At 62.4% G+C, this 24,781-nt stretch carries 22 protein-coding genes and 1 pseudogene; 16 read left to right on the top strand and 7 right to left on the bottom strand.

Annotated elements, in window-relative coordinates; all coding sequences use genetic code 11:
* The first annotated feature begins 180 nt into the window (after nucleotides 1-180).
* From ACPWR9_RS25715 to ACPWR9_RS25705, 3 genes are all read left to right on the top strand, one after another.
* Nucleotides 181-1,524, top strand: a complete 1,344-nt coding sequence (locus ACPWR9_RS25715; RefSeq protein ID WP_426301888.1) for an MFS transporter — start codon at nucleotides 181-183, stop codon at nucleotides 1,522-1,524.
* Nucleotides 1,525-1,699: 175 nt separating this feature from the next.
* A complete protein-coding gene (locus ACPWR9_RS25710) occupies nucleotides 1,700-2,890 on the top strand; it encodes a M20 aminoacylase family protein (protein WP_426301886.1) in 1,191 nt (396 codons plus the stop codon).
* Between the two features lie 6 nt (nucleotides 2,891-2,896).
* Nucleotides 2,897-3,991 (top strand): M14 family metallopeptidase, encoded by a 1,095-nt coding sequence (locus ACPWR9_RS25705; RefSeq protein ID WP_426301884.1) that lies wholly within the window; start codon nucleotides 2,897-2,899, stop codon nucleotides 3,989-3,991.
* A gap of 16 nt (nucleotides 3,992-4,007) precedes the next feature.
* On the opposite strand, the gene ACPWR9_RS25700 is transcribed toward ACPWR9_RS25705, so the two are convergent.
* Together ACPWR9_RS25700 and ACPWR9_RS25695 are read right to left on the bottom strand one after the other, a co-directional pair.
* A complete protein-coding gene (locus ACPWR9_RS25700) occupies nucleotides 4,008-4,616 on the bottom strand; it encodes a fumarate hydratase C-terminal domain-containing protein (RefSeq protein WP_426301882.1) in 609 nt (202 codons plus the stop codon).
* Nucleotides 4,616-5,491 (bottom strand): fumarate hydratase, encoded by an 876-nt coding sequence (locus ACPWR9_RS25695; protein ID WP_426301880.1) that lies wholly within the window; start codon nucleotides 5,489-5,491, stop codon nucleotides 4,616-4,618. The genes ACPWR9_RS25700 and ACPWR9_RS25695 overlap by 1 nt, the downstream gene beginning before the upstream one ends.
* Before the next feature lie 142 nt (nucleotides 5,492-5,633).
* Here ACPWR9_RS25695 and ACPWR9_RS25690 point away from each other — a divergent pair, with 142 nt between their 5' ends.
* Complete coding sequence (locus tag ACPWR9_RS25690) at nucleotides 5,634-6,632, top strand: ketopantoate reductase family protein (RefSeq protein WP_426301878.1); 999 nt, start codon at nucleotides 5,634-5,636, stop codon at nucleotides 6,630-6,632.
* Nucleotides 6,633-6,659: 27 nt separating this feature from the next.
* On the opposite strand, the gene ACPWR9_RS25685 is transcribed toward ACPWR9_RS25690, so the two are convergent.
* The 4 genes from ACPWR9_RS25685 to ACPWR9_RS25670 all read right to left on the bottom strand — a co-directional run bounded on the left by ACPWR9_RS25685 (nucleotide 6,660) and on the right by ACPWR9_RS25670 (nucleotide 10,364).
* Nucleotides 6,660-7,475, bottom strand: coding sequence for a hypothetical protein (locus ACPWR9_RS25685; RefSeq protein WP_426301876.1), 816 nt, complete (start codon nucleotides 7,473-7,475; stop codon nucleotides 6,660-6,662).
* 23 nt (nucleotides 7,476-7,498) lie between these two features.
* Nucleotides 7,499-8,125, bottom strand: coding sequence for a flavin reductase family protein (locus ACPWR9_RS25680; RefSeq protein WP_426301874.1), 627 nt, complete (start codon nucleotides 8,123-8,125; stop codon nucleotides 7,499-7,501).
* A 30-nt stretch (nucleotides 8,126-8,155) separates the two neighbouring features.
* The gene (locus ACPWR9_RS25675; RefSeq protein WP_426301872.1) at nucleotides 8,156-9,115 is read right to left on the bottom strand and encodes an amidohydrolase family protein; all 960 of its coding nucleotides are present in this window, start codon (nucleotides 9,113-9,115) and stop codon (nucleotides 8,156-8,158) included.
* A gap of 73 nt (nucleotides 9,116-9,188) precedes the next feature.
* On the bottom strand, nucleotides 9,189-10,364 hold the full coding sequence (locus ACPWR9_RS25670; protein ID WP_426301870.1) for a porin: 1,176 nt from the start codon (nucleotides 10,362-10,364) through the stop codon (nucleotides 9,189-9,191).
* 359 nt (nucleotides 10,365-10,723) lie between these two features.
* Between ACPWR9_RS25670 and ACPWR9_RS25665 the strand changes: the two genes are divergently transcribed.
* The 6 genes from ACPWR9_RS25665 to ACPWR9_RS25640 all read left to right on the top strand — a co-directional run bounded on the left by ACPWR9_RS25665 (nucleotide 10,724) and on the right by ACPWR9_RS25640 (nucleotide 18,072).
* Complete coding sequence (locus ACPWR9_RS25665) at nucleotides 10,724-12,043, top strand: MFS transporter (RefSeq protein ID WP_426301868.1); 1,320 nt, start codon at nucleotides 10,724-10,726, stop codon at nucleotides 12,041-12,043.
* A gap of 54 nt (nucleotides 12,044-12,097) precedes the next feature.
* Nucleotides 12,098-12,814, top strand: a complete 717-nt coding sequence (locus ACPWR9_RS25660; protein WP_426301866.1) for an HpcH/HpaI aldolase family protein — start codon at nucleotides 12,098-12,100, stop codon at nucleotides 12,812-12,814.
* A 119-nt stretch (nucleotides 12,815-12,933) separates the two neighbouring features.
* Nucleotides 12,934-13,695 (top strand): DNA-binding transcriptional regulator, encoded by a 762-nt coding sequence (locus ACPWR9_RS25655; RefSeq protein WP_426301864.1) that lies wholly within the window; start codon nucleotides 12,934-12,936, stop codon nucleotides 13,693-13,695.
* A gap of 310 nt (nucleotides 13,696-14,005) precedes the next feature.
* Complete coding sequence (locus ACPWR9_RS25650; protein WP_426301862.1) at nucleotides 14,006-15,322, top strand: MFS transporter; 1,317 nt, start codon at nucleotides 14,006-14,008, stop codon at nucleotides 15,320-15,322.
* Between the two features lie 18 nt (nucleotides 15,323-15,340).
* Nucleotides 15,341-16,801 carry an aromatic amino acid lyase gene (locus ACPWR9_RS25645; RefSeq protein ID WP_426301860.1) on the top strand — a complete coding sequence of 487 codons (1,461 nt, stop codon included), beginning with the start codon at nucleotides 15,341-15,343 and terminating at the stop codon, nucleotides 16,799-16,801.
* 2 nt (nucleotides 16,802-16,803) lie between these two features.
* A complete protein-coding gene (locus tag ACPWR9_RS25640; protein ID WP_426301858.1) occupies nucleotides 16,804-18,072 on the top strand; it encodes a M20 aminoacylase family protein in 1,269 nt (422 codons plus the stop codon).
* On the opposite strand, the gene ACPWR9_RS25635 is transcribed toward ACPWR9_RS25640, so the two are convergent.
* The gene (locus tag ACPWR9_RS25635; protein ID WP_150682179.1) at nucleotides 18,038-19,240 is read right to left on the bottom strand and encodes an ammonium transporter; all 1,203 of its coding nucleotides are present in this window, start codon (nucleotides 19,238-19,240) and stop codon (nucleotides 18,038-18,040) included. The genes ACPWR9_RS25640 and ACPWR9_RS25635 overlap by 35 nt on opposite strands.
* A gap of 374 nt (nucleotides 19,241-19,614) precedes the next feature.
* On the opposite strand from ACPWR9_RS25635, the gene ACPWR9_RS25630 reads away from it, so the two are divergent.
* The 6 genes and pseudogenes from ACPWR9_RS25630 to ACPWR9_RS25605 form a co-directional block, all read left to right on the top strand.
* Nucleotides 19,615-19,914, top strand: a complete 300-nt coding sequence (locus ACPWR9_RS25630; protein WP_150682180.1) for an antibiotic biosynthesis monooxygenase family protein — start codon at nucleotides 19,615-19,617, stop codon at nucleotides 19,912-19,914.
* 167 nt (nucleotides 19,915-20,081) lie between these two features.
* A complete protein-coding gene (locus ACPWR9_RS25625; protein ID WP_426301856.1) occupies nucleotides 20,082-20,816 on the top strand; it encodes a FadR/GntR family transcriptional regulator in 735 nt (244 codons plus the stop codon).
* Between the two features lie 78 nt (nucleotides 20,817-20,894).
* Nucleotides 20,895-22,316 (top strand): FAD-binding oxidoreductase, encoded by a 1,422-nt coding sequence (locus tag ACPWR9_RS25620; RefSeq protein WP_426301854.1) that lies wholly within the window; start codon nucleotides 20,895-20,897, stop codon nucleotides 22,314-22,316.
* 123 nt (nucleotides 22,317-22,439) lie between these two features.
* Complete coding sequence (locus ACPWR9_RS25615) at nucleotides 22,440-23,330, top strand: amidohydrolase family protein (RefSeq protein ID WP_426301852.1); 891 nt, start codon at nucleotides 22,440-22,442, stop codon at nucleotides 23,328-23,330.
* Nucleotides 23,331-23,400: 70 nt separating this feature from the next.
* The gene (locus tag ACPWR9_RS25610; protein WP_426301850.1) at nucleotides 23,401-24,630 is read left to right on the top strand and encodes an MFS transporter; all 1,230 of its coding nucleotides are present in this window, start codon (nucleotides 23,401-23,403) and stop codon (nucleotides 24,628-24,630) included.
* Between the two features lie 75 nt (nucleotides 24,631-24,705).
* Nucleotides 24,706-24,781, top strand: a pseudogene (locus ACPWR9_RS25605) (electron transfer flavoprotein subunit beta/FixA family protein); the annotation flags it as partial.

Raw genomic sequence — 24,781 nt, 5'->3', positions numbered from 1 at the left:
TCGCCGATCTGGCTTGATATTGCTGGGGTGTGGGGGCCGTCGATGCTTTTTAATTCATCAAAAAAGTTGCGATGACGGATCACAAATTCTAGCTTTTATTGATTTTTTTGCACAAGCAGAATGGTTCGATGCGAGTGCAGTCGGCTTGCCACGGTAAAACTTCGAGACAGGAGCATCACCATGGAAGTGTCGGTTGGGCGCGACAGCGCCACCAATCCTGCAAGTCCCGCCAATGCGGCAGTCCCCGAGCGATCGGGCAAACGTATCGACGTCGGCATCATCGCGGTATCGACCATCGGCAATGCGCTCGAATGGTTCGATTTCACCGTCTTCACCTTCTTCGCGGCCAACATTGCCCGCCAGTTTTTCCCCAGCGACAACCCGACCGCCGCCTTGCTCGCGGCATGGACCACCTTCGGTGTGGGCTTCCTCACACGTCCGTTAGGCGGCATCGTGCTCGGCAACTACGCCGACAAGCACGGGCGAAAAGCGGCGTTGCTGCTGACCATCTCCGTCATGGCGCTCGGCGTGGCCGTCATTGCGTTTGCGCCGACGTATGCGCAGATCGGTATGGCCGCGCCCATCCTGATGCTGATCGGCCGCTTTCTGCAAGGCTTCTCGGCGGGTGGTGAAGTAGGCAGCGCCACGGCCTTCCTGGTCGAACATGCACCGGTAGAGCGCCGTGGTGTGTACGGCAGCTTCCAGATGATTGCGCAGGCATGCAGCATGTTGCTCGGCGCTATCGTTTCGGTGGGCATTACGCAAGCGCTGACGCCTGAGCAGATCGACGCCTTCGGCTGGCGCATTCCGTTTGTGATCGGTCTGCTGATCGTGCCGGTCGGCTTGTACGTGCGCTCGCGCCTCGATGAGTCACCGGTGTTCAAGGATGCGGCGAAGCGTGAGGCACCGACGCGCTCGCCGTTCATCGAATCGATCACGCAGCACTGGCGTCAGGTGCTGGCCGGGTTCGGCCTCACGGTCTACGGCACCATCGGCACGTACATCTTCTATTACTACATGCCGAGCTACGCCACGAAGTCGCTGGGCATCCCGTTCAAGAGCAGCGTGATCGCGTCACTCTGTGCGGCGGTTGCCTACATCATCGGCACATTCGCATCGGGCCGCATTTCGGATTCGATTGGCCGTAAGAAGCCGATGGTGGCCTCGGCTGTCATCAGTCTGATCATTGCGTATCCGCTGTTCCTGGCGGTGAGCCATGTGCCGACGCTGCCGATGCTGATTCTCGTGCAGTGCTGCCTGATGCTCTCGCTGGGCCTCTTCCAAGGCTCGTACTGTGCGTTCGTGTGCGAGCTGTTCCCGTCACGGGTGCGCGCCACGTCGATGGCCATCGGCTACAACTTCGCGGTGATGATCTTCGGCGGCTTTGCCGGGGCGATTGCCACGTTGTTGATCGGCTGGACGGGCGACAAGCTCGCTGTCGTCTACTACGGATTGTTCGGTGCGGCGGTTGGCCTCATCACCATCCTGATGCTCAAAGACCGGTCGCGTCAGCCACTGGCGTAATTCCTCACTCACTATCGCGCGGGAGTCCGACTCCCGCGCGCGTCTTGCGCAACCCCTTTCCGCAACCGGCCCCTCGTCCCACAGCGCATGACGTGCTTCCCTGCCCACGACCGGGTAGTCGCCGCTGCATTGGGGCCATTCAATGAAGCCCATATCCATTCAAGAGCCCACTCCCATGTCCATCATTCCTGAAATTGCCGAACGTAAAGCGGAGCTTCAAGCGATTCGCCGCGACATCCATGCCCACCCTGAACTGCGTTACGAAGAGGAGCGCACGGCCGACGTCGTGGCGCGCCTGCTCGAATCGTGGGGCCTTGAAGTCACGCGCGGGCTTGGCAAGACCGGCGTCGTCGGTGTGCTGCGCAATGGCACCGGCAAGAAGACCATCGGCTTGCGTGCCGATATGGATGCGTTGCCGATTCAAGAACTGAACACCTTCGAACACGCATCGCAGTACGCGGGCAAGATGCACGCTTGCGGTCACGACGGCCACACGGCGATGCTGCTCGGCGCAGCACAGCATCTCGCCGCGCACCGCACGTTCGACGGCACCATCGTGTTTATTTTCCAACCGGCGGAAGAGGGCGGTGGCGGTGCCAAGGCCATGCTCGAAGACGGCTTGTTCGAGAAATTCCCTGTCGATGCGGTGTTCGGGTTGCATAACTGGCCGGGGCTGGAGGCCGGGCGTTTCGGCGCACGTGTGGGGGCGACGCAGGCGTCGAGCAACGAATTCCGCATTGTCGTGAAGGGCACGGGCGCGCATGCTGCCTTGCCGCACGACGGTATCGATCCGGTGCTTACCGCCATGCAGATCGGCACAGGGCTGCAAAGCATCATTACGCGCAACAAACGGCCGATCGATGCCGCGGTGCTGTCGATCACGCAGATGCAAGCGGGCGAGGCGATCAATGTGATTCCGAACACGGCCACACTGGCCGGAACAGTGCGCACGTTCTCGCTGGAAGTGCTCGATCTGGTGGAGTCGCGCATGCGCGAATTCTGCGAGGCGACGGCGGCCGCGTATGGCTGCACGGTCGAGTTCTCGTTTATTCGTAACTATCCGCCGACGGTCAATACGGCGGCCGAGACGCAGTTTGCTGTGAATGTGATGCAGGAGATCGTGGGGCGCGACCATGTCGTAAGTCCGATCGATCCGACGATGGGGGCGGAGGATTTCTCGTTCTTCCTGTTGGAGCGTCCGGGGTGCTATGCGTACATCGGCAATGGCCTGGGCGATCACCGCGCGCATGGTCACGGCTTGGGGCCGTGCATGTTGCACAACACGAGTTACGACTTCAACGATGAAGTGCTCACGCTGGGTTCCACGTATTGGGTGCGACTGGCCGAAGCCTTCCTGGTGGCATAACCCGATATGACGACCGGACTTTTTTCCGTCTCCTACTCGCAGGCGCGCAAGCGGTTCGCCGCTGCCGCCCGCGCAGCGGGTGTCGAGGTGCAGAGCCATGTCATCGAGGGCGTCATCGGCCGCGAGGGAGAGACGCTGGCGACCGACGTCGTGCGGCTTGGTGCCGCCAATGCACGCCGTCTGCTGATTCTGACGTCGGGCACGCATGGGGTGGAAGGCTTTTGCGGCAGCGCGGCGCAAATAGCCTTGCTGGGCGATGCTGGACTACAGGCGCGTCTGGCGCCAGCCGATGTGGCGATTCTGGTGGTGCATGCGATCAATCCGTACGGCTTCTCGTGGCTGTCGCGCACGAACGAGGACAACGTCGATTTGAATCGCAACAGCATCGACTTCGCGCAGCCGTTGCCGGTAAACGTTGCTTATGCCGATCTGCATGCGTTGCTCGTGCCACCGACGTGGCCGCCCTCGGAGGCGAATGCGGCGGCCATTGCCGATTACATCGCCACGCATGGCGAACCGGCGTATCAGCGCGCATTGACCATCGGGCAGTATGGCTATGCCGATGGGCTGTTCTACGGCGGCCGTGAGCCGGTGTGGAGCACTCGTCTGATGCGTTCGTTGATCGACGAGCACGCGCAGGGGTGCGATGCGATCGGTTGGATCGACTTCCATACGGGGCTGGGGCCACCGGGGCATGGCGAGAAGATCAGCGTGGGGCAGTTGGATGACGAGGAGTTGCAGCGCGCGCGCCGCTGGTGGGGCGCCGATCTGGCGAGCCCGTTGGACGGCACGACGGTGGCGTCCAACGTGGGTGGCCCGCTGCTCGACACGCTGCGCTTTGCCCGCCCCGATGCGCAGGTGACGGCCGTGGCGATCGAGTACGGCACGGTGCCGCTCATCGACATGCTGCACATGCTGCGGGCCGATGCGTGGCTGCGCCGAAACCCCGAAACGCCGCCAGCCCAAGCGGCCGAGATTCGTGACGCGGTACGTGCCGCGTTTTGTTTCGACAATCTGGCGTGGCAAGGCCAGATTCTCGGGCAGGCACGCGTCGCGATACTTCAGGCGGTGTTGGGGTTGGGGAGAGGGACGGACGTGTGAGCGCCGGGCAACGCGTTCAACGATGCCCCAGATCTCGGACGATCTCGGGCATGCGTTCGACCGCGCGCTCGTGCAACTGTGTGTAAAGACTGTTCCCGCGGGCATCGATCGCGACCGTTGCCGGTCCAAGATGCTCGACCTCCAACGTCAGCAAGCGAAACTGCGAGATGTATTCCGTCCAGTTCATGGCAACGACTTTGCGAAGCGCACGCGAGAGCAGGTTCAAACCGCCGCCGGGGAACGACAGGTAGGCGCACCCGCAATCGCGAAGCGCCGCAGCACTCGCTTCGTCAAGTCCGCCCTTGCCGCCGACGAGCCTCACCCCCAGCCCGCGAATGAGCGTCGGCATCCATGTGTTGTAGCGCGTGCTGGTACTCGGGTTCAGGTACAGCGCCTCGGGGCCGTCCGGTGTCTCGTTCACGTAGGTGCTCAGGTGAAAAAACGCGCCGTCGCGCATATCGACTGGCAGCGGCATGCCGTCCTCGATCGCTTGCGCGAGCCGTTTATGCGTCGGTAGTCCGATGCTGACGGTGATCTCCCCCGACAGCCGTACCATGTCTCCGAGTTCCAGCGCCAGAACCTGTGCTTGCGTCAACGGTAGTGTCAGGTCGTGTATTCGGCTCATCACTTGCCCTCCAGAAATTCGACGCGACCGTCGCCGTGAATGCGAGCGGCAGTGCGACGATTGATCCAGCAATTGAAGCAAACGGCGACGGGTACGAAGCCGTGGCTCGCGGCATAGTCGATATTCACCGCCATCGCCGTGGTGTCGCCGCCTGTGCCCATCGGTCCGAAACCCATCTTGTTGATGGCGTCAAACAGGCGCTGTTCCATCTTCGCCAGGATAGGTTCCGGGTTGGTTTGCCCCATGGGCCGGAGCATTTGCTCTTTCGCCAACCGTGCCGCGTAGTCAAATGTGCCGCCGATACCCACGCCGATCACCAGCGGAAGGCACGGCTGCGACCCGGCACGCAACATGGTGTCGAGCACGAATCGTTCGATTTGCTCGTGGGTCGGATAAACGAACGCGTCGATGGCCTCCCAACGCCCCGTACCCATCGCTTTCGGTGAGCAGACGATGTCGACGTAATCGGCATCGTCGATCACATCGAAACTCACGATCGGCATGTCTTTGCCCGCATAGCTACGCTCGTGCGTCAGCGGGTTGGTGACCATTTTTAGCATCGGCGGCGAGATCGACGCTGCGAGCTCAGCGAAACCGTCCTGGATCGCGGCGCGCACCGGCCCCTCGAATTGCACGCGCGTGCCGATCTTGATGCTGTACGTGGGAATGCCGACGTCGCTGCAAACGAGCGAGTCGTCCCGACGTGCGCCATCGGCACTCTCGACGAGAATCTTCAACGTGGCCCGGCCGGTCGGGCTGGTCTCTTGTTCCGACGCCCGTTGCAGGAAGGCGCGCGTATCGTCGGGGATCGTTTTCAGCGAGCGCTCGTACAACTGCGCGGTGACGCCTCTGAGCGTCGCACTGTCAATCGACATCTCGGTGATTCCTTATGTGATGTGGGGAGGTAAAGGCCGCGATATGCACGATTTCGCCAGGAGAAAAGCCAACAGAAAATGTCCGGCGATCGAAGCGGCTCAGGGACAATGCGCGAACGTCAACCCTTTGAATCCTTGAAACATGGATGCTTTCTCCCAGCACGCACGTCGTATCGGTATCGTCGGCGCAGGCGCGATTGGCGGTCACTTTGCCGCTCGGCTGGCACTCGCCGGACATCGTGTGTCGGTACTGGCGCGTGGCAAGACGCTCGAGACGCTCGTCGCCTCGGGCCTGCGCCATACGAGCCCGGGCGAGGGGCCGCGCACCGTCAGCGTTAACGCATGCGCGAGCGCAGCCGAAATGGGCCCACAGGATCTCGTCGTGATTGCGCTGAAATCTTATGCATTGCCGTCGCTCGCGGCTTCGCTCGCATCGCTCGTGGGGCCCGACACCGTCGTGCTGCCGGTGGGCAACGGACTGCCGTGGTGGTACTGCCTTGCGCCCGGTCATCCGCTGGCGGGTATGCGGCTGGAGAGCGTCGATCCGCATGGGGCGATCGAGGCGGCAGTGCCGTTCGAGCGTGTGCTGGGTGGCACTGTGATGGCCTCGTGCAGTGCCCCCGAGCCGGGCGTCGTGCTTCACCATAGCGGTGGACGTATCACGCTCGGTGAGCCGAACGGTGGCGTTAGCGACCGCGCGACCGATTGGGCAACCGTGCTCACGCAGGCCGGTTTGCCCACGACCGCGAGTGACGACATTCGCCGCGACCTGTGGATCAAGCTGCTGGGCAACGTGTGCTCCAATCCATTGAGCGTGCTCACGCAGACGACGACCGACCGCATGCTCGACGATCCGCAAACTCGTGTCGTCTATGCGGAACTGATGGCGGAGTGCCTCACCATCGGCCGTCGCGCTGGGCTCACGCTCGATATCGACGTGGCCCAACGCATGGCGCAAACGCGTGAGCTCGGTGCGGTCAAGTCGTCGATGCTTCAGGACATAGAGGCTGGCCGTGCGGTGGAACTGGACGCCATTCTCGCCGCGCCGCTCGCGTGCGCCGCCACGCTCGGCGTGGACGCCGGGCTGATGCGAACGGTGCTGGCGCTCGCATCGCTGCGAGCCACACGAGCGGAACGTTGAGTGCTGCACGCGACGACTCGCTAGCGATCAGTCGCGTGCATAGTCGGCCGCATTCGCCACCCAGCCCTTGCCGATGAAGTCGTGGCGGGGCGGGGAGAACACGTCGATCAGCAGGTGACGTCCGTCGCCGACGCCTTCGGTCGTATGGATCAACTGCACCGGCACGGTCATCATCGAAGCCGGGCCCGCTTGAAGATGCTCGTCGTCGCGCCATGCGTTGGCGTCCGGTCCCCATTGCACACGCAGGTGATGAACGAAATGCCCGTCGATGGCGAGCGAGCCCTGCTCGAACTCGGCGTGACTGTGGGGGCTCAGTTGCGAGCGGTCGCGCGCGTCTTGATACTCGACCCAATTAATGCTGAGCGTGTCTGTTTGCAGCATCTTGAGACGCGGCTTGTCGGCGGGCGGCGTGATGTCGTCGATGCCGATCACCTGCAACGAGCCAGCACCGCGCGTGCGGCGATAACCGGCGTCGCTACCGACGATGCGCGCGTCGGGCACCCGGTAGTCTTGGGTGTTGCATGCTGCGTCGGCAGAGAGGTCCGGACGTGACGATGCGATGAGCACGGCACGTGCGCCGTTGGCCAGTCGCACGCTCACGTCGCCGGCGGGCGCCACGCAGATACTGCGACCCGGCACCCGCTGCGCAGTGCCGCCGCCAATCGCGATGTCGGCGCCGTCGTCGGGCAGCAGCACCATCATTTCGCGCGTGCTCGTTGCATGGAACGTGACGTCGTCGCCTTGCAGCCATTGGACGAAGAAATTCTGCCCGCGCGCCACGGTGGCAGGGGACAAGTCGTAGACGGCGGTACGTCGCACACCGTTTTCAGTGGAGGTTGTCATATCGGGATGTCTCAGTATGGGGATCAGTCATTGCGGGGACTTGGGCGGCCCAGCTCGTCGAGCCGGCCGACCGTCGCGTAACGATTGCCGTCAAGTCGCGTGAGCGGTTCGGCGAGTACCGTGTCGAAGCGACCGTCGGGGCCGACGAAACGCTCGTCGAGATGCACGCCGACGATGCGCCCGAATACCACGCGACTGAACGTTTCGCCGGGCGCCGTGGGTTCGATGTCGAGGATTTGAAGCAGCCGGCACTCCATGCTCGCTGGCGATGCCGCGACTCGGGGCGGCTTGACGAATACGCTCGGTGCCTTCTCCAGCCCGGCCAGTTCGAATTCGTCAGTGCCGTACGGCGCATTGAACGAACTCATGTTCATCGGTTCGCGTAGATCCCACGTCACGAGATTCGTCACGAATTCGCCGGTCTCGCGAATGTTCATGACGGTATCTTTCTCATGGCGGTCGGCGGGCGCGTTACACGAGAACATCACCACGGGCGGTGCGGTCGACACGAGATTGAAGTGCGAGAACGGCGCGAGATTGACCTGCCCCTTACTGTTCATCGTGCTGATCCACCCGATGGGCCGGGGCGCAACGATCGCGTTGAACAGCGTGCGTTTGAATCCGGGGGTATTCGCCGGGTCGAGAAACATTGCCATCTCCTTGTATTTCAGGCCGCGCGATTAGCGCAGGCCGCCTTTCGCGAAAACCGCCTTGCCGGTTTCGTACAGCACGGCGTGGCGCTGCGCATCGTTTAGCAGCGCTGTGGCGTCGATCATTCGCTGCACCATATCGAGATAGGTGCCCGACGATGTGCCGATATCCGAGCCCCACATGATCCGGTCGGCGCCGAACAGATCCACTGCGCTGCGCAGCGCCTGATCGGCGGGAATGCCCGTTTCGCGGTAGATGTCGAGATTGATCGACGTGAACTTGAAGTAGATGTTCGGCTCGGCGGCGAGGGGCTCGAAGCGGGCGTCGAAGCCGAAGTTGTCGTCCTCTGCCTCCGGTTCGAGCATATGGTCGAGGACGACGCGCAGATTCGGGAAGCGGCGTGCGAGCGCGATGATCGCCGGCACCGATGGGCCGCCACCCCCCGCCGCCAGTACCTCGATGTCCATCACGATCTGGTATTCGTTGGCGACGGCCCAGGTTTCCAACGCGCGCGGCGAATCCAGCCAGGGCATCGTGCCGTCAGGCTCGCGTCCGCCGAATAAGCGCACACCGGCCAGGCCGTGGTTCTCGACGTAATCGCGCACGACCGACGGCGTGCGCTCGTCTTCCGCATCGAGAATCACGACGGCCGAGAACACATCCGGGTGAGCGTCGGACGAGTCCATGATGTAGCTGTTGTCGTAACGGTAGACCATGCGCTTTTGCACCGCGACGGCTTCGACGACACCGGCCTCGCGCATCCACGGCAGCATGCGCGAGACATCGGGCACCTCGTTAATCGGATGGTCGCCGTGCTTGCCGCCTGGCAGTCCGATCACACCCGGCAGACGGGGCGGCGCGTTCGGCGAGCGCTTCATCGGGTTGCGCGGGTAGCGGGTGACATCGTCCGCAACGAGGTGAGCGTGCGAATCGAAAAGCTTAATGGGTTGGCCGGTGGGACCGGTCGGGTTGGGCTGGGGGGAACGCATGTTATCTCCATTCAGATGCGTGTTTGATGCGGGTCCGGTGCGTGTTGTTTTGCGACGCGAGGCGGACCATGAATCAGAAGGTGTGACGAATGCCGACTGTGAAGCCCGTTTGCGCATTACTCGTCGACGGCGTCGCTCCGGTCAATACCGCCACTGCGCGTTGTCCCGTCGAATCGAAGCCGGCCGCCTTCTCGTAAAGCACCACCGCATAAAGGTCGGTTCGCTTCGACAGCGTATAGTCTGCGCCGATATTCCATTGCTGGTAGCTCGCGCCGCTTTGTCCGTTGAATGAACTGGCGCGAGTGTAGGCGTACGCAAGGCCAAGCATCAACGCGGGCGTCACCTGATACTTCACGTTTGCCTCCGCAGTGTTGAAGCTGATGCTCTGGCCCACTTCGCTGCTGGGTACCGTGGCGCCCGCGACGGGTGTCGCGCCCAGATCGCCGAACTTCGTGTTCGTGAAAATGCCGCCAACGGTGACGGCACCGATGGCATACGAGGTACCCGCACCGATGACCTGCTGGGTGCCCGCAGTGGCATAGCCGCTGAAAATTGGGCTGGTGAAGTTGTTGCCGGTCGTGCTGCTGGTCGCGTTGTTGCCGAATAACGAATAGTTCGGGTTCTTCACGTACAGATAGGCCGCCGCGAATTTGAACGCCCCTTGCGCGTAGTCCACGCCCGTAGACACCATCGAATTGCGTGAGAATTGACCGGCGACGCCACCGACGCTGTAGGTCAGTCCGAATTGCAAGCCGCGATATCGCGGACTCACGTATTTGATCGCATTGTTCGCTCGCTCGGTGCCATCCACGTTATCGAGGCCGGCGGGGTGATATCCCCAGCCCGAACCGCGCGCAGCCCAATCGCTGCCGGCAGAGAACGGGCCGAGGTAGGTGGACAGCGTCAGGTATTGCCGACCGAGCGTGACAGTACCGAATGGCGAGCTGATGCCGACGTATGCCTGCCGACCAAACATCAGCCCGGCTTGCAACACGCCAGTCGTTGTCGTGAACCCATTTTCCAACGTGAAAATGGCGCGATAGCCATCGCCGAGATCCTCGCTGCCTGCAAAGCCGATACGCGATGCGCTGCCGTTACCGCCGGTAACCGCAGACTGCGACGCACCGCCCGCGTTGCTGTTGTACCGATAACCGGCATCGACGATGCCGTAGAGCGTCACATTGCTTTGCGCATGCGCGCCTAACGTGACGCCGCATGCCGCGGCCGTCAGTACCCATTTCAGTTTCACGGTGTCTCCTCCGAGAGATAGCGCCCTGCTTTTGCGCAGGCTGTGTGTGCCGATGTCGGGCAACTCTGCGGTCGGCCTGACAGGCTGGCGCCTATGTTTCCACGCAGCGCATAGCGAGCCAAGCGCGTTGCGAAGACATTCCGCAGCGCGAAAACCGGGGGCCTTGCCAGCGCATGGTTTTGCGAAATAAACCGACAGATTCCGACCTGCGGAATCTCCCGTATTCCTGCTGGTGGGGGGCTGAGGCGCGACGTAGTATTGGCCGCCATGGGCCGAGCGGATTCGCGTACGGCCTGGCCGACAAACACAAAAAGGAGCCGGTGCTTCCGATGGCTGCCCGCAACTCCGCTGGAGGAGACATGGAGATTTCAATGACCGCTACGGCCAGACCGATGGCCGAGCACGATGAGCAACTGATCCGGCGCGTGTGGTGGCGGATCATGCCGCTGATCATGGTGACCTATCTGGTATCGGTCATCGACAAGATGAACGTCAGCTTTGCGAAGTTGCAGATGGTTCATCAGATCGGCCTGAGCGAGACGGCTTACGGTCTGGCGTCGTCGCTGTTTTTCATCGGCTACCTCGCCTTCGAGATCCCGAGCGCGCTTGGCGTGCATCGCTTCGGCGCGCCGAAGTGGATTTTTCGCATCATGCTCAGTTGGGGCATCGCGACCGTGCTGCTTGCCTACACCTCGTCAGGCTCGATGTTTGCGGCGTTGCGGTTTCTGGTGGGGGCTGCCGAGGCCGGGCTTTATCCGGGCGTCGTCTATTACCTGACGGTGTGGCTGCCCCGCCGTTATCAGGTGCGCGCCGTGGCGCTGCTCACACTTGGCAGTGCCCTGGGCAACATGCTGGGCTCGGCGTTCGGCGGGGCACTGCTCTCGCTCGACGGCACCTTCGGACACGCCGGCTGGCAGTGGGTATTCACGGTGACGGGGGCACTCGCCCTCATCCTCGCGCCGGTTGTCCTGCTCTATTTGCCGCGAAACATCGAGACCGCGCCGTTTCTGGACTTGAGCGAGCGCACACGTCTCGCGCAGATGGTTCACGACGAAGCGCCGTCGACCAACCACGAAGGGACTGTTTGGACAGTGCTGCGCGACCGTGTCGTGATGGCGTTCGCTTTCGGTTACACGCTAATGCTGACGTCGCTATACGGGATCATTTACTGGCTACCGACGGTGATCAAGGGCTTCGGCGTGTCTAACTCGTACAACGGCGTGCTCACGATGCTGCCGTGGGCACTGACTTCGCTGCTCCTGTTGAGCGTGCCTCGTCTGCTCAAGCGCGACAGTCACGTGCGCCTTGCCGCGGCCACGATCGGCTCGATCGGCTGCGTCGCGTTCATCGTGAGCCTGCTGGTAAGCGACCCCACACACCGGTATATCGCGCTTGTCGTCGGCACACCCTGCACGTCGTTGCTGCTGCCGTGCTTCTGGTCGCTGCCGTCGAAATATTTCAGCGGGCGACGCGCGGCCGCCAGCCTCGCGGCGATTAGCAGTATCGGCAACTTCGGCGGTTTCCTTGCGCAGAACGCCATGCCGTGGATCGGCAAGACGCTCGGTCAGGCCGCGTACGCCATGCTGCTGCCGGCGCTGTGTCTGTTGCTCGTTGCCGGTATTGCCTTGTCGATGGAGATATTGAGTCGTCGGACGTCGGCCGCCTCATCGGCGCGCTGACTCGATCGCCTGTCTCCCGCTTTCACGGAATCACGGAATTACGGACCTATCCCCATGCACGACACCACGCATCAGATTGGCACTTTCGTCAAAACCGGCGCCCCGCAGATCGTCGAGATTCTCGGCGGCGCGGGCCTTCATTTCGCAGTCGTCGACGCCGAGCACGCGCCGTTCGATCGCAACACGCTCGACATCATGGTGATCGCGGCGCGCTCGGTCGGCTTGCCGCTGTTCGTGAGAATTCCCGACATGCAGGCGGCGACGATTCAGTCCGCGCTCGACCTGGGCGTGTCGGGACTGCTCGTGCCTCACGTCGATTCGGCAGAAGACGCCCGCCGAGTCGTCGCCCGTACTCGTTTTCTCGGGGGCGAGCGTGGCTATTCCAGCTCGCCACGCTTTGCGGGCTACGGCGCGCTGGGCATGAAGCGCGCCGTCGATGCGGGCAACGGCACGACCATCATCTGCCAGATCGAGAGCCGTGCCGGTTGCGACGCCGCGCGTGAAATTGCCGCCGTCGACGGCGTAGCGGGCCTTTTCGTCGGGCGTGCCGATCTTGCGTTGTCGTTCGATCTGACCGATGCAAAGGCGCCTGAGGTCATGCGCGCGACAGTCGATGTGCTGGCCGTCGCAAAGCACGCTGGCAAGATTGCCGGTGTTGCCGTGGGCGACGTCGGCGAATGCGGGGAGTTTGCGCAAATGGGCGCAACGTGGTTTGTGATCGGCTCCGATCAGTCGTTGTTGCGCAAGGGTGCGCTGGCGTTGATGTCCTGATGAGACAAGACGCGGCGGTGGGCGGCCAAAACTGCGATAATTCGCACGTTTCCACTGGGCATCGGTCGCGCCATGACGGCGCGGGCATCCTGCTCAGGACCACCGATCAGAGCGACTCAATGGCGGAACGCGATTCGTCGATCCGCGCGGTCGAGCGGGCCATTGTCCTGCTGCGCGCACTTAATCAGATGCCCATATCGACACTCGACGGCTTGCATCAGTCGACTTCGCTGCCCAAGCCGACGCTGGTGCGCCTGCTGCGCACGTTCGAAGAGCTGGGACTCGTCGCGCGAGGCGCGAGGCCGGGGGAATACCGTCTGATCGACGGGGTTAATTCGCTGAATTCGGGATATCACCATGTACCGCGTGTGGTGCAGGTCGCCGGGCCGCTCGTGCGTGAGTTGACCGAGGAGATCAAGTGGCCGATTGCTGTCGGCATGCTCGATGTCGATGCGCTCGTGGTCCGGTACAGCACGATTCCCTATTCGCCGCTCTCGTTGCTGCATTCTTCGATCAATATGCGTCTGAGCCTTGTGTCCCGGGCATTGGGCCGCGCGTACCTCGCGTTCTGCTCGCCCGAGGAGCAGGAGATGTTGCTCGAGGTCGTTCGTCAGAGTCACCATCCCGAAGACCGTCTTGCGCAGGATCAGAAGGCGGTGCAGGTCATGCTTGCCGAGACGCGGCAGCGCGGCTATGCGCTGCGCGATACTTCCGTGCGGCCGGTGTCTGGCACGCTTGCAGTGCCCGTGATGGTGAACGGCTTCGTGATCGCGTCCATCGGTTTGACTTGGTTCTCGTCTGCCCTGACGGTCGAGAAGGTGGTCGATCGTTACTACGGCCGCCTGGCCGAAGTGTCCCGGCAGATCGCGGCGCAACTCTAGCCCCGACCGTCTCGTCTCGTCTTGTCTTGTCGCACGGGGGCGTAGTGACAACACGTCCGGCGTCTGGCCGCGTGCACTTCTCCCACGGCGTTTCAGCAGCCCGAACAGGGCGCCAATCCGTTTGCGCAAATCGTCAAATTCGACGTCATCCGCCCGTACTTTCCGCCACTCGAAATCTCCGTGAACCGCGCTTGGCGGGGGATATATGGCGAGCTACGATTTTTTGAAGGCATTGCGTTCCGTGGTTGCGGAGATTCGCGCTGCTGTTGGTCAACAGACAACAAGACAACAAACGGATTCAGGAGGCAGCATGGCAACCCGGCAAGGGAATCAGTGGAAGGCGGTCACGGCATCGACGATCGGTAATGCACTGGAGTGGTACGACTTTCTTATCTACGGCTATCTGGCCGTCATTATCGCGAAGCAGTTCTTTCCGGCGGACGACCCTTTCGTCTCGATGCTGCTCACCACGGCAACGTTTGGCGTCGGCTTTATCGTCCGCCCGATTGCCGGGGTGGTGTTGGGTGTCTATGCAGACCGCGTGGGAAGACGTGCCGCGCTGTCGACCTGCATTCTGCTCATGCTGGTGTCGACAGCAATGCTGGCCTTTTCGCCGACATACGGTCAGGTCGGCGTGCTCGCACCGGTGATCGTGGTGTTTTCGCGGATTTTGCAGGGCATCTCCGTTGGCGGCGAATTCGGTAGCGCGACATCGCTGCTGGTCGAATATGCGCCGCCGCATCGTCGTGGCCTGTACGGAAGCTGGCAAGCGGTCGCACAGTCTGTCGGCGTATTGCTGGCGACGATGATGGGGGCATTGCTCACGAGTGTATTCACCGAGGACGCGTTGTCGTCGTGGGCTTGGCGCCTGCCATTTATCTTCGGGCTGTGCATCGGTCCGGTCGGCTTCTACATCCGTCGCAACGTTGAGGAGCCTGCCGAGTTCGTCAAAAGCAAGCCGGACCAGAAGCTCTCGTTCTCCGATATCTTCAACCAATATCCCGCCGAGCTGTTCGTGGCGTTTGCGCTGAGCGCGGTCGCGAACATCATGGTTTATGTGTTGATCGCCTACATTCCGATCTACGCGGTTCAATCGTTGCACATGCCGCTCAATGCGCCGTTCATCGTCCTGACCGTCACGCTGTTGGTGCGCATGACGCTGGTGCCTTTCTTCGGTCATCTCTCGGACAAAATCGGTCGAAAGAAGGTGATCGGCGTCGGGCTGGTGCTGTTCACGCTATCGGTCTATCCCGCGTTCTATTGGCTGACGTCGCACCCCACGTTCCAGACGTTGCTTTGCATCGAGTTGGTGTTCGCGTTGTTGATGGCTGTCGTTTTTGGCCCGCACTCGACCGCCATCGCAGAGATTTTCCCCCCGCACATTCGCTCGACTGCCTTGTCGTTGACGTATAACCTGGCCGCGTCGTTGCTCGGCGGCTTTACGCCGTTCGTGCTGACTTGGCTGGTGGGCGCGACCGGAAACAAACTGATGCCGGCGCACTATCTGATGGTGTTCCTGGTGCTTGGCCTGTTCTCGATGCTGTTTTATCGGGAGCCGCCGCTGGTCAGACAGAACGCTCGCGAAACCGTTACCACCGCGGGGCCGAAGGCTCGCGCCAGTGCCTGATAACCGAAAGAGTCAGTAATGATGACGAATGCAGTGACCCTCGACGGGCAAACGCTCACCACACGGAAGTTGGTTTCGATTGCGCGCTTCGACGCGCCCGTGGCACTCACGCCAGAGGCGTGCGAGCGCATTCAGGCGGCTCGCGAAGTCGTTGAACGGGCGGTTGCGCGCGGCGACCGCGTCTACGGCGTGACAACCAGCGTCGGCGCGAAAACCGGAGTGCCCATTGCGAGCGAGCAGATCGGCGAATTCAACCGTCGTCTGCTCCTGACCCATAACTTCGGGCATGGGCCAGTGGCGCCGGACGAAGTGGTGCGCGCGATGATGGTGATTCTCCTGAACTCGATGGCCACGGGCCGGCTAGGCGTACGCCCGCTTTTAGCCGAGATACTGGTCGACGCGCTCAACAGCCACAAGCGCTTCACGGTGCATGCATGGGGATCGATCGGGCAAAGCGATATGTCGCCTGTCGCCGATCTGGCGCTACAGCTTTATGCGGACGTGACACTGGTGTCTGGCGAAGCCCTGGCATTGCTCAATTCCAGCGCGCTCTCGCTCGGCATGGGGGCGATGGCGATCGACGATCTCGGGCGTCTGCTCGGTTCGTGGACGCTGGCTGCCGGGTTGAGCATGGAAGGATTTGCCGCCAATCCGTCGATCCTTTCGCCTGCGGCGGTGAGCTCGCGACCGTTCGACGGATTGCGCTCGGTGGCCGAATCGCTTCGCGCCGACCTTGAGGGTAGCTATCTCTTTCAGAAGCAGGGCCCCCGGCACTTGCAAGATCCGCTCAGTTTTCGTTCGATCCCCATCCTGTTCGGCAATGCGCTGGACAGCTTCGCGTTCGTCGAGCGTCAGGTCGGCATCGAACTGAACGCCAGCCAGAACAACCCGATTGTCTCCATTGAGGACGACGCGCTGTTCTCGGTGGCCAACTTCGACATGCTGTCGCTGTCGATGGCGCTGGACACCGCGCGCCTCGCACTCTCGCCAGTCGTCACCAGTTGCACGGAGCGGGTCGCCAAGCTCACCGACTCGTTTTGGTCGGGTTTGCCGGTCGGGCTGATCGAGGAAGACAGCGTCGGGTTACCCGGTTTCAATGGTCTCGCGCAATTCCATAAGTCCATCGCTTCCGAGGCAAGATTGCTGGCCGCGCCAGTCGTCGGTGAGCTCTCCAGCTCTAGTCATTCGAACGGCAATCTCGATCGGGCCAGTATGTCGACGATCGCGGCGCGTCGCGTGCGCGACACGGTCGAGGTCTGCAAATCGCTGCTCGGCATTGAACTGATCGTGGCGGCGCAGGCAGTGGAAATGCGGGGTGCAACGCCGCTTGGCGTGACCACGGCCAAGGTGCTCGACGTGGTCCGCAGCGTTGTGCCTTACGTGCAAAGCAAGGACCGCGTGCCTCATCCTGCGCCGTTGCTGGCGGCACTCGAAGATAGCGGATACGTGTTGAGGTCGCTCGTCGGAGCAGGGAGTTAGCAATGGATAACGGCAGGCGAGAGCAGTGGGACGTGGCATCGGGAGCGAATGTGGGCGCCGAGACGGGCCTCGATCTTCAGCGACTGATTCGGCTGCGGCGCGATCTTCATGCGCATCCGGAGCTGAAGTTCGAGGAGCATCGTACGTCGCGCAAGGTCGTTGCGTTTCTGGAGGCATTGGGGCTGCCCGTCCGGGTCGGTCTTGCACAAACGGGCGTCGTGGCAACCGTATTTGGTCAAGGGCGGGGGCCTGCCAATCCGGGACGGGCTATCGGCTTGCGCGCCGACATGGATGCGTTGCTGATCCACGAACTGAACGCCTTTGATCATGCGAGTACCTGCGAAGGCAAGATGCACGCATGCGGTCACGACGGGCACACCGCCATGCTGCTCGGCGCTGCCGAATTGCTGGCTCGGCACCGCGAGTTCGACGGCACCGTGCACCTTATCTTCCAGCCGGGCGAGGAGGGCGGCGCAGGGGCACAGAAGATGATCGACGAGGGCCTCTTTCGTGAGTTTCCGTGTGACGCCGTCTTCGCGCTGCACAACTGGCCGAAGCTACCGGCTGGCGAAATGGCCGTTCGGGCCGGTCCGATCATGGCCGCGTCGCGGCGGTTCGAGATTCGGATTGCCGGGCGTGGCGGTCATGCCGCGCAACCGCATCTGACGATCGACCCGATCCCGGTCGCCTGTGCGCTCGTAGGGCAACTTCAGACGTTGGTTTCCCGACGCATCGATCCGCTCGATTCGGCGGTATTGTCCGTGACTCGGATCGACGGTGGCACCAACTTCAACGTCATTCCCGAGTCGGCCGTCATTTACGGCACTTGCCGTGCGTTGGGCACCCAGGTGGCCGATGAAGTGTGCCGGGGTCTCGAGCGCATGGCACAGCACGTGGCCGCGGCGCATGAAACCACTGCGGAGGTCATCTACCATCCCGGATACCCGGCGACGGAGAACGACCCCGAGGCGGCGGCTTTCATGGGAAGCGTGATGCGCGAGATGGTTGGCGAGAACAAAGCGCATTCGAATCGACCGCCTTCCATGGGGGCAGAGGACTTCAGCTTCATGTTGCAGGCGGTGCCTGGCGCCTATGGCTGGATCGGCAACGGGCCTGCGCACGGTGACGGTGTGCCGCTCCATAACGCGAATTACGACTTCAATGACAACAACCTCTCGGTGGGTGCCAGATTCTGGTCGTTGCTCGTCCGGCGTTGGTTTGCCAGCGCACCTGCGGTTACCAGTTCGTCTCCCGCTCCGGCGTCGCTGTGATCTTATGGATAGAGAGGTCGGCGCCATAGTATTCCTGCTCGTCGTCGAGTCGTAGCCCCACGGTGCGTTTCAGCACGCCGTAGACGATATAGCCGCCAGCGAACGCAATCGCCACGCCGAACACGGTGCCGACGATCTGCGCGATAAAGCTCACACCGCCCAAGCCGCCGAGCGCGGTTTGGCCGAAGATGCCCGCGGCAAGCCCGCCCCAAATACCGCAGACGCCGTGCAACGGCCACACGCCAAGCACGTCGTCGATGCGCAGACGGTTCTGCGTCACGGTGAACAACCACACGAACAACCCGCCAGCGATGGCACCGACCACCAACGCGCCCAGCGGATGCATCACGTCCGAGCCAGCGCAAACCGCGACGAGACCCGCGAGCGGGCCGTTATGGATGAAGCCCGGATCGTCCTTGCCAACCCACATCGCCACCAGCGTCCCGCCGACCATCGCCATCAGCGAATTGACTGCGACCAGCCCCGAAATGCCCCCGACGCGCTGCGCGCTCATCACGTTGAAGCCGAACCAACCGACGATCAGAATCCACGCGCCCAACGCCAAAAACGGAATCGACGACGGTGGATGTGCCGCGACCTGGCCCTGTCCGTTGTAACGCCCGCGGCGCGCGCCGAGATGCAACACGGCCGCCAATCCAATCCAGCCGCCCACCGCATGCACGACCACCGACCCCGCGAAGTCATGAAACGGCGCGCCGAGCGTGCGCGTCAGCCAGTCCTGAATGCCGAGGTGACCGTTCCACGCGATGCCCTCGAAGAACGGGTAGATCAACCCCACGAGGAAGAACGTCGCGACCGATTGCGGATGAAACTTCGCCCGCTCCGCAATCCCGCCGGACACGATCGCCGGAATGGCCGCCGCAAACGTCAGCAGGAAGAAGAACTTAATCAGCGCATAACCGTTGTGCTCGGACAGCACCGTGGCGCTCGACCAGAAGTCCACGCCATACGCGAGCGGATAGCCAATGAAGAAGTAGGCCAGCCCCGAGACGGCGAAGTCGGTCAGGATCTTGACCAGCGCGTTGACCTGATTCTTTTTGCGAACCGTGCCGAGCTCGAGAAAGGCAAAGCCAGCGTGCATGGCAAGCACCAGGATCGCGCCGAGCAGCAGGAACAGCACGTCGCCGGGTGTATTGGTATTGGGCATGAATGTGCTCTTTTGGTGCAAACGGGAAGAAGAAAGAAGATGAGCAAGACCGATGCCAGAAAATTCAGGTGACTGATTTATATGAATGTTTTGCTAGATGGAAATGCTTAAGGGGGCAATGGCGGCACGTTCGTGGTGCGGCGAGCGGCATCGTGACCGAGGCCGGTGCACGGGCAGGCGTGGGACGTATCGATAAAATTCTGTAAGCCGCTCGTGATGGCACGCGCAATACATCGCCACATGGGGCGGTATAGAATCGGGCGTTCTCGCGGCGGCGCGTATCCCGTTATTTGGATGCCGCGCCGCTTGCGCTGCAACCGCGTGACCACATCAAAACATCCAGTCACACACGAGCTAACCACTGAGGAAACCCCATGATCTTTGAAATCGCCCAGATCCAAGTCAAACCCGGCACGGAAGCGGCATTCGAGCAAGGCGTCGCCAAAGCCGCACCGTTGTTCCAGGGTTCGAAAGGCTGCCACGGCATGCGCCTGCTCAAGCAGATCGAGAACCCGACGCACTACAGCCTCGTCGTCACTTGGGAAACGCTGGAGAACCACACCGTCGACTTCCGCAATTCGGAAGCCTTCACGCAATGGCGCGCTCTGGTGAGCGACTGCTTCGCCGCACCGCCGAACGTGAGCCACGTGACTGAAGCGCTGATCGGCTTCTAAGCAGGCAGTCGGCAGGATCCAGGGCGGTGTCCGGTAGCGTTACCGGCACCGCCCAAGTCTTTTCATGAGATGAGATAGCAGGGTTGAACCGAGGGTTAACGCGATGTAACCTCTCAAAAGTTTTCATATAACATGCAAACCAGAAAAGCATGAGAAGACGCGAGAGGATGACAACCAAGCCCAAAACCCTGACCGAACAGGTCGCGCAGCAACTGCACGAAGCGATCCGGCAGGGGACCTATCCCGTCGGCACCAAATTGCCGACCGGCAAGCAGCTCTCCGAAACCTATGGCGTGAGTCAGGCGGTGATTCGTGAAGTCACCGAGCGTTTGCGTGCGCAGGGGCTGATCGACAGTCGTCAGGGCGCGGGCGTGACCGTGCGGGCACGTACGCCGTCGAGCGGCTTTCAGGTGCCGGTCGGGCAGGACGCCGCCGACCTTGCGAGCGTGTATGAACTGCGTCTCGACCTGGAAAGCACGGCGGCGGCGCTGGCAGCCGTGCGCCACACCGACGAAGACATCCGCCGCCTGGGCGAGATTCTCGAAAAGCTCGAAACCAATCTCTATCACGCGGAAAACGGCGTCGAGTACGACACGGCGTTCCATGCCGCCATCGCGCGCGCCACGCACAACCGCTACTACGCCGATTTATTGCAATACCTGAATCTTCAAATCCGCCAAGTGGTGCAAGCCGCGCGCACGAACACGTTGCGCCATGAAGGGCTCGCCGCACAGGTGCATCAGGAACACGTGGCCGTGTTCAACGCGATCAAGGCCCGCGATCCGCTGCTCGCGCGCGCGGCGTCGCTCTCGCACTTGCTGCGCGCCTCGGCCCGGCTAGGCCTGACGCTCCCAGGGCGCGACATCATTACAGGCGCCATTGCGCCGACGCACGCAACGTAACGCGCTGCGTCTGCCGCTCGACCCGTCGCTATCGAATCGCTCCCCCAACTTCTCGCCTAACCCCCGACGCGTGATCCCATGACCATCACTGCTTTCGCTCAACGACTCATCGACGCTATCGGTGCCGACAGCGTGCTCACCTCCGCTGACGACATCGCCCCTTGGCTCGCCGACTGGCGCGGCATGTACCGTGGCAACGCACAGGCGGTGGTGCGTCCGCGCTCGGCAGAGGACGTCGCGAAAGTGCTCGCGCTGTGCCAGCAGACGGCCACGCCGGTCGTGCCGCGCGGCGGCAACACGGGCTTGTGCGGCGGTGCGACGCCCGATGGCGCGGCCCAAAACGTGGTGCTGAGCCTCGATCGCATGAACGCTGTGCGCAGCCTCGACACCATCGCCAACACGATGGTGGCCGAAGCCGGTTGCATCTTGCAGGACTTGCAGCGCACCGCCAGCGATGTGAACCGTCTGTTCCCGCTGAGTTTGGCAGCCGAAGGCTCGTGCCAGCTCGGCGGCAATCTTGCGACGAATGCCGGTGGTGTGAATGTGGTGCGCTACGGCATGACCCGTGAGCTTGTGCTTGGCATTGAAGCCGTGCTGCCCAATGGCGAGATCCTGCACGGCTTGCGCACCTTGCGAAAGGACAACACGGGGTACGACCTCAAACAACTCCTGATCGGCTCGGAAGGCACGCTCGGCATCATCACCGCCGCTGCGTTGCGACTGTTCGCGCCGACGCCGGTGCGTCAGGTGGTGATCGCTGCCGTCACGTCGCCGCGTCAGGCGCTTGAACTGTATGAGCTGCTGTTCACCGAGTGCGGCTCGCGCATGCAGGCGTTCGAGTTCTTCACCGGTGAATGCGTCGACCTCGTCATGGCCCACGTGCCCGGCGTGCGCGCGCCGTTCGGTGAGCGTCATCCGGGTTATGTGCTGGTGGAACTGGCCGACACGGCCGACGAACAAGCACTCGCCGCGCTGCTCGAGCGCGTGATCGAAACCGCCATCGAGCGCGATCTTTGCGCCGACGCGGTGGTGTCCTCCACGCTCGGTCAGGTCGAGGAAATGTGGAAACTGCGCGAAGAGATTTCCGAAGCACAACGCGCCGACGGTCCACATCTGAAGCACGACGTGTCGCTGCCTATCGAGGCCATCCCTGAATTCATGGTCAGTGCCGAAGCCCGCGTACGCTGTGTGTGCCCGCAAGTGCGGCCGTTCATCTTCGGTCACTTCGGCGACGGCAATCTCCACTACAACCTCTCGCGTCCAGCGGGCGAAGCCGCCGATTTCATGGCGAAGCACGGCGAAGCGATTTCCGCCGAAGTGCTCGACGAAGTGGCGCGCTACGGCGGCAGCATCAGCGCCGAGCACGGCATCGGTCAACTCAAGCGCGATTACTTCGCGAAGTACAAATCGCCGCTCGAACTGCGCCTGATGCGTGAGATCAAGGCGGTGTTCGACCCCGCCGGGATCATGAATCCGGGCAAGTTGTTGAAGGTGCAGTAAGCATCGCTTTATGGACATCGGCGATGCCGGTGTCCACCACGATTACCTGCGGCATTCGTCCGCGTTTTTTCCGGCGTGAGCCCGACGTCCTGCCTGACGCCTCGCGCCTATTGAGGAGTCGCCATGTCTGTAACTTCCGCTGCCGGGGCACCGCTGTGCCTTGGCCCGCTGCCGGAAATCGATCCGCCGACGTTTGACGTGCCGTTCGGCGCTGTCGATACGCATGCTCACGTGGTGGCGGCGAGCGATGCGTATCCGATGGTGCCCGAGCGCAGCTATACGCCGCCGCCCGCGCCCGAAGACAAATACCTCGCGATGCTCGACGCCACCGGGATGACTTATGGCGTGTTGGTGCAGATCAGTGTCTACGGCACCGACAACCGTTACATGCTCGAGACGCTCAAGCGCAACCCGGACCGCCTGCGCGGTATCGCCGTGGTGTCGCCCGACGTGACCGACGCCGAACTCGAAGCGATGCACGCGGCAGGCGTTCGTGGTCTGCGCATCAACGTGCTGTTCGGCGGCGGTATCGGTTTCACGGCGATGGAAACGCTCGCGCATCGCATCAAGGATCTGGGCTGGCACATGCAGTTCCTGATGGATGTGAAGACGCTGCCCGAACTGATGCCGCGCATGACGAAGCTGCCCGTGCCGGGCATCGTCGATCACATGGGGCATACCCCGGTCGCGCAAGGTCTCGATTCGCCGGGCTTCACGGCACTGCGCTCGCTCGTGCGCGATCACGGCTATTGGGTCAAGTTGTCCGGGGCATATCGCATTAGTGAGCGGTTCCCGACGTTCGACGACGTGACGCCGTTCGCACAAACGCTCATCGAAGATGCGCCCGATCGCATGGTCTGGGGCAGCGACTGGCCGCACGTGTCGCTCACGCGCATGCCGAATACCGGCGCGTTGCGCAACTTGCTGCCGCGATGGGCGCCCGATGCCGACACGCGCCGCCGCATTCTCGTCGACAACCCGGCGCGCCTGTACGGCTTTCCGGCAAAGGACTGAAGTCACTACGTTGTAATTACCGGGCGTATTGCGCGCCCTTGCATCACCTAGAAGGAATGGGGAGACAGAGATGGATTGGTATCGTCAGATGAATAAGACCGAGCGGCGCACGTTTATCGCCGCGTTCGGCGGTTGGGCGCTCGACGCGCTCGACTTCATGGTGTTCACGTTCGTCATCACGACGTTGATTACCGTGTTCAACATCGACAAGGGGCAAGCCGGCATGCTGGCCACCGTGACGCTGTTGTTCTCGGCGATTGGCGGCTGGCTGGCGGGGGTGCTCGCCGACCGCTTCGGCCGAGTGCGCATTTTGCAGGCCACGATTCTGTGGTTCTCGGTGTGCACGGTGCTGATCGGTTTCGCACAAAACTTCGAGCAGATTTTCGTGCTGCGCGCGCTGCAAGGGCTGGGCTTCGGCGGCGAGTGGGCCGTCGGCTCGGTGCTCATGGGCGAGATTGTGCGCACGGAATATCGTGGCCGCGCGGTGGGGACGGTGCAAAGCGGCTGGGCCATCGGCTGGGCCGTGGCGGCGCTGTGCTACACGGCGTCGTTCTCGCTGCTGCCGGAAGACTACGCGTGGCGCGCGCTGTTCTGGATCGGTGTGATTCCGGCGCTGTTCGTGTTGTTCATCCGCAAGAACGTGCCTGAACCGGAACTGTTCGAACGCACGCGCAAGCAGGAAGCGGCCTCGGCCAAACGCACGTCGGCATGGGCCATCTTCTCGCCTGCGCTGATTAAGACCACGCTGCTCTCCGCGCTGCTGTGCACGGGCGTGCAAGGGGGGTACTACGCGGTGACGACGTGGCTGCCGACGTTCCTGAAGACCGAGCGTCATCTGTCGGTCATCGGCACGGGCGGATACTTGCTGGTGATTATTCTGGGGTCGTTCATCGGCTACCTGACCGGCGCGTACCTGACCGACCGGCTCGGGCGCCGTGCAAACCTGCTGATCTTCGCGGTACTCTCTGGGGCCAGCATCTATGCTTATACGCAGTTCCAGCTGAGCAACGATCAGATGCTGATTCTCGGTTTCCCGCTGGGCTTCGCCGCTTCGGGTATTTTCAGCGGCATGGGCGCTTATCTGACGGAATTGTTTCCGTCGGCCGTGCGTGCCAACGGGCAGGGCTTTGCGTATAACTTCGGGCGCGGCATCGGTGCGCTGTTCCCGAGTCTGGTCGGCTATCTGGCCAAGACGAGCGGTCTGGGCACGGCGATCGGCATGTTTGCCGGCGGTGCTTATTTCGTAGTGTTGGTCACCGCCTTCTTGTTGCCCGAGACGAAAGGGCGCGAGATCGAGTAAGTTCGTATTCTTCGCGGGCGGCACGGGCTGCGTGAGCAGCGTGCCGCCCGGTTTTTCTGATTCAAGGGAGTTCGCATGAAGATCCTGGTACCGGTCAAACGGGTAGTGGATTACAACGTAAAGGTTCGCGTGAAGAGCGACGGCAGTGGCG

Source organism: Pandoraea pneumonica, from assembly GCF_049918595.1.
In the GTDB taxonomy this organism is placed as follows: Bacteria; Pseudomonadota; Gammaproteobacteria; order Burkholderiales; family Burkholderiaceae; genus Pandoraea; species Pandoraea pneumonica_A.
The sequence above is the reverse complement of the archived record's forward strand: the minus strand, read 5'-3'. Positions and strand labels throughout refer to the sequence as shown.

Coding starts and splice junctions, on each gene's coding strand:
- ACPWR9_RS25700 (WP_426301882.1), bottom strand. CDS start 4,616: ATGAGCCGAATACACGACCTGACACTACCGTTGACGCAAGCACAGGTT.
- ACPWR9_RS25650 (WP_426301862.1), top strand. CDS start 14,006: ATGGCAACCCGGCAAGGGAATCAGTGGAAGGCGGTCACGGCATCGACG.
- ACPWR9_RS25660 (WP_426301866.1), top strand. CDS start 12,098: ATGCACGACACCACGCATCAGATTGGCACTTTCGTCAAAACCGGCGCC.
- ACPWR9_RS25615 (WP_426301852.1), top strand. CDS start 22,440: ATGTCTGTAACTTCCGCTGCCGGGGCACCGCTGTGCCTTGGCCCGCTG.
- ACPWR9_RS25640 (WP_426301858.1), top strand. CDS start 16,804: ATGGATAACGGCAGGCGAGAGCAGTGGGACGTGGCATCGGGAGCGAAT.
- ACPWR9_RS25710 (WP_426301886.1), top strand. CDS start 1,700: ATGTCCATCATTCCTGAAATTGCCGAACGTAAAGCGGAGCTTCAAGCG.
- ACPWR9_RS25610 (WP_426301850.1), top strand. CDS start 23,401: ATGGATTGGTATCGTCAGATGAATAAGACCGAGCGGCGCACGTTTATC.
- ACPWR9_RS25695 (WP_426301880.1), bottom strand. CDS start 5,491: ATGTCGATTGACAGTGCGACGCTCAGAGGCGTCACCGCGCAGTTGTAC.
- ACPWR9_RS25685 (WP_426301876.1), bottom strand. CDS start 7,475: ATGACAACCTCCACTGAAAACGGTGTGCGACGTACCGCCGTCTACGAC.
- ACPWR9_RS25690 (WP_426301878.1), top strand. CDS start 5,634: ATGGATGCTTTCTCCCAGCACGCACGTCGTATCGGTATCGTCGGCGCA.
- ACPWR9_RS25645 (WP_426301860.1), top strand. CDS start 15,341: ATGATGACGAATGCAGTGACCCTCGACGGGCAAACGCTCACCACACGG.
- ACPWR9_RS25625 (WP_426301856.1), top strand. CDS start 20,082: ATGACAACCAAGCCCAAAACCCTGACCGAACAGGTCGCGCAGCAACTG.
- ACPWR9_RS25655 (WP_426301864.1), top strand. CDS start 12,934: ATGGCGGAACGCGATTCGTCGATCCGCGCGGTCGAGCGGGCCATTGTC.
- ACPWR9_RS25630 (WP_150682180.1), top strand. CDS start 19,615: ATGATCTTTGAAATCGCCCAGATCCAAGTCAAACCCGGCACGGAAGCG.
- ACPWR9_RS25665 (WP_426301868.1), top strand. CDS start 10,724: ATGGAGATTTCAATGACCGCTACGGCCAGACCGATGGCCGAGCACGAT.
- ACPWR9_RS25675 (WP_426301872.1), bottom strand. CDS start 9,115: ATGCGTTCCCCCCAGCCCAACCCGACCGGTCCCACCGGCCAACCCATT.
- ACPWR9_RS25715 (WP_426301888.1), top strand. CDS start 181: ATGGAAGTGTCGGTTGGGCGCGACAGCGCCACCAATCCTGCAAGTCCC.
- ACPWR9_RS25620 (WP_426301854.1), top strand. CDS start 20,895: ATGACCATCACTGCTTTCGCTCAACGACTCATCGACGCTATCGGTGCC.
- ACPWR9_RS25680 (WP_426301874.1), bottom strand. CDS start 8,125: ATGTTTCTCGACCCGGCGAATACCCCCGGATTCAAACGCACGCTGTTC.
- ACPWR9_RS25705 (WP_426301884.1), top strand. CDS start 2,897: ATGACGACCGGACTTTTTTCCGTCTCCTACTCGCAGGCGCGCAAGCGG.
- ACPWR9_RS25635 (WP_150682179.1), bottom strand. CDS start 19,240: ATGCCCAATACCAATACACCCGGCGACGTGCTGTTCCTGCTGCTCGGC.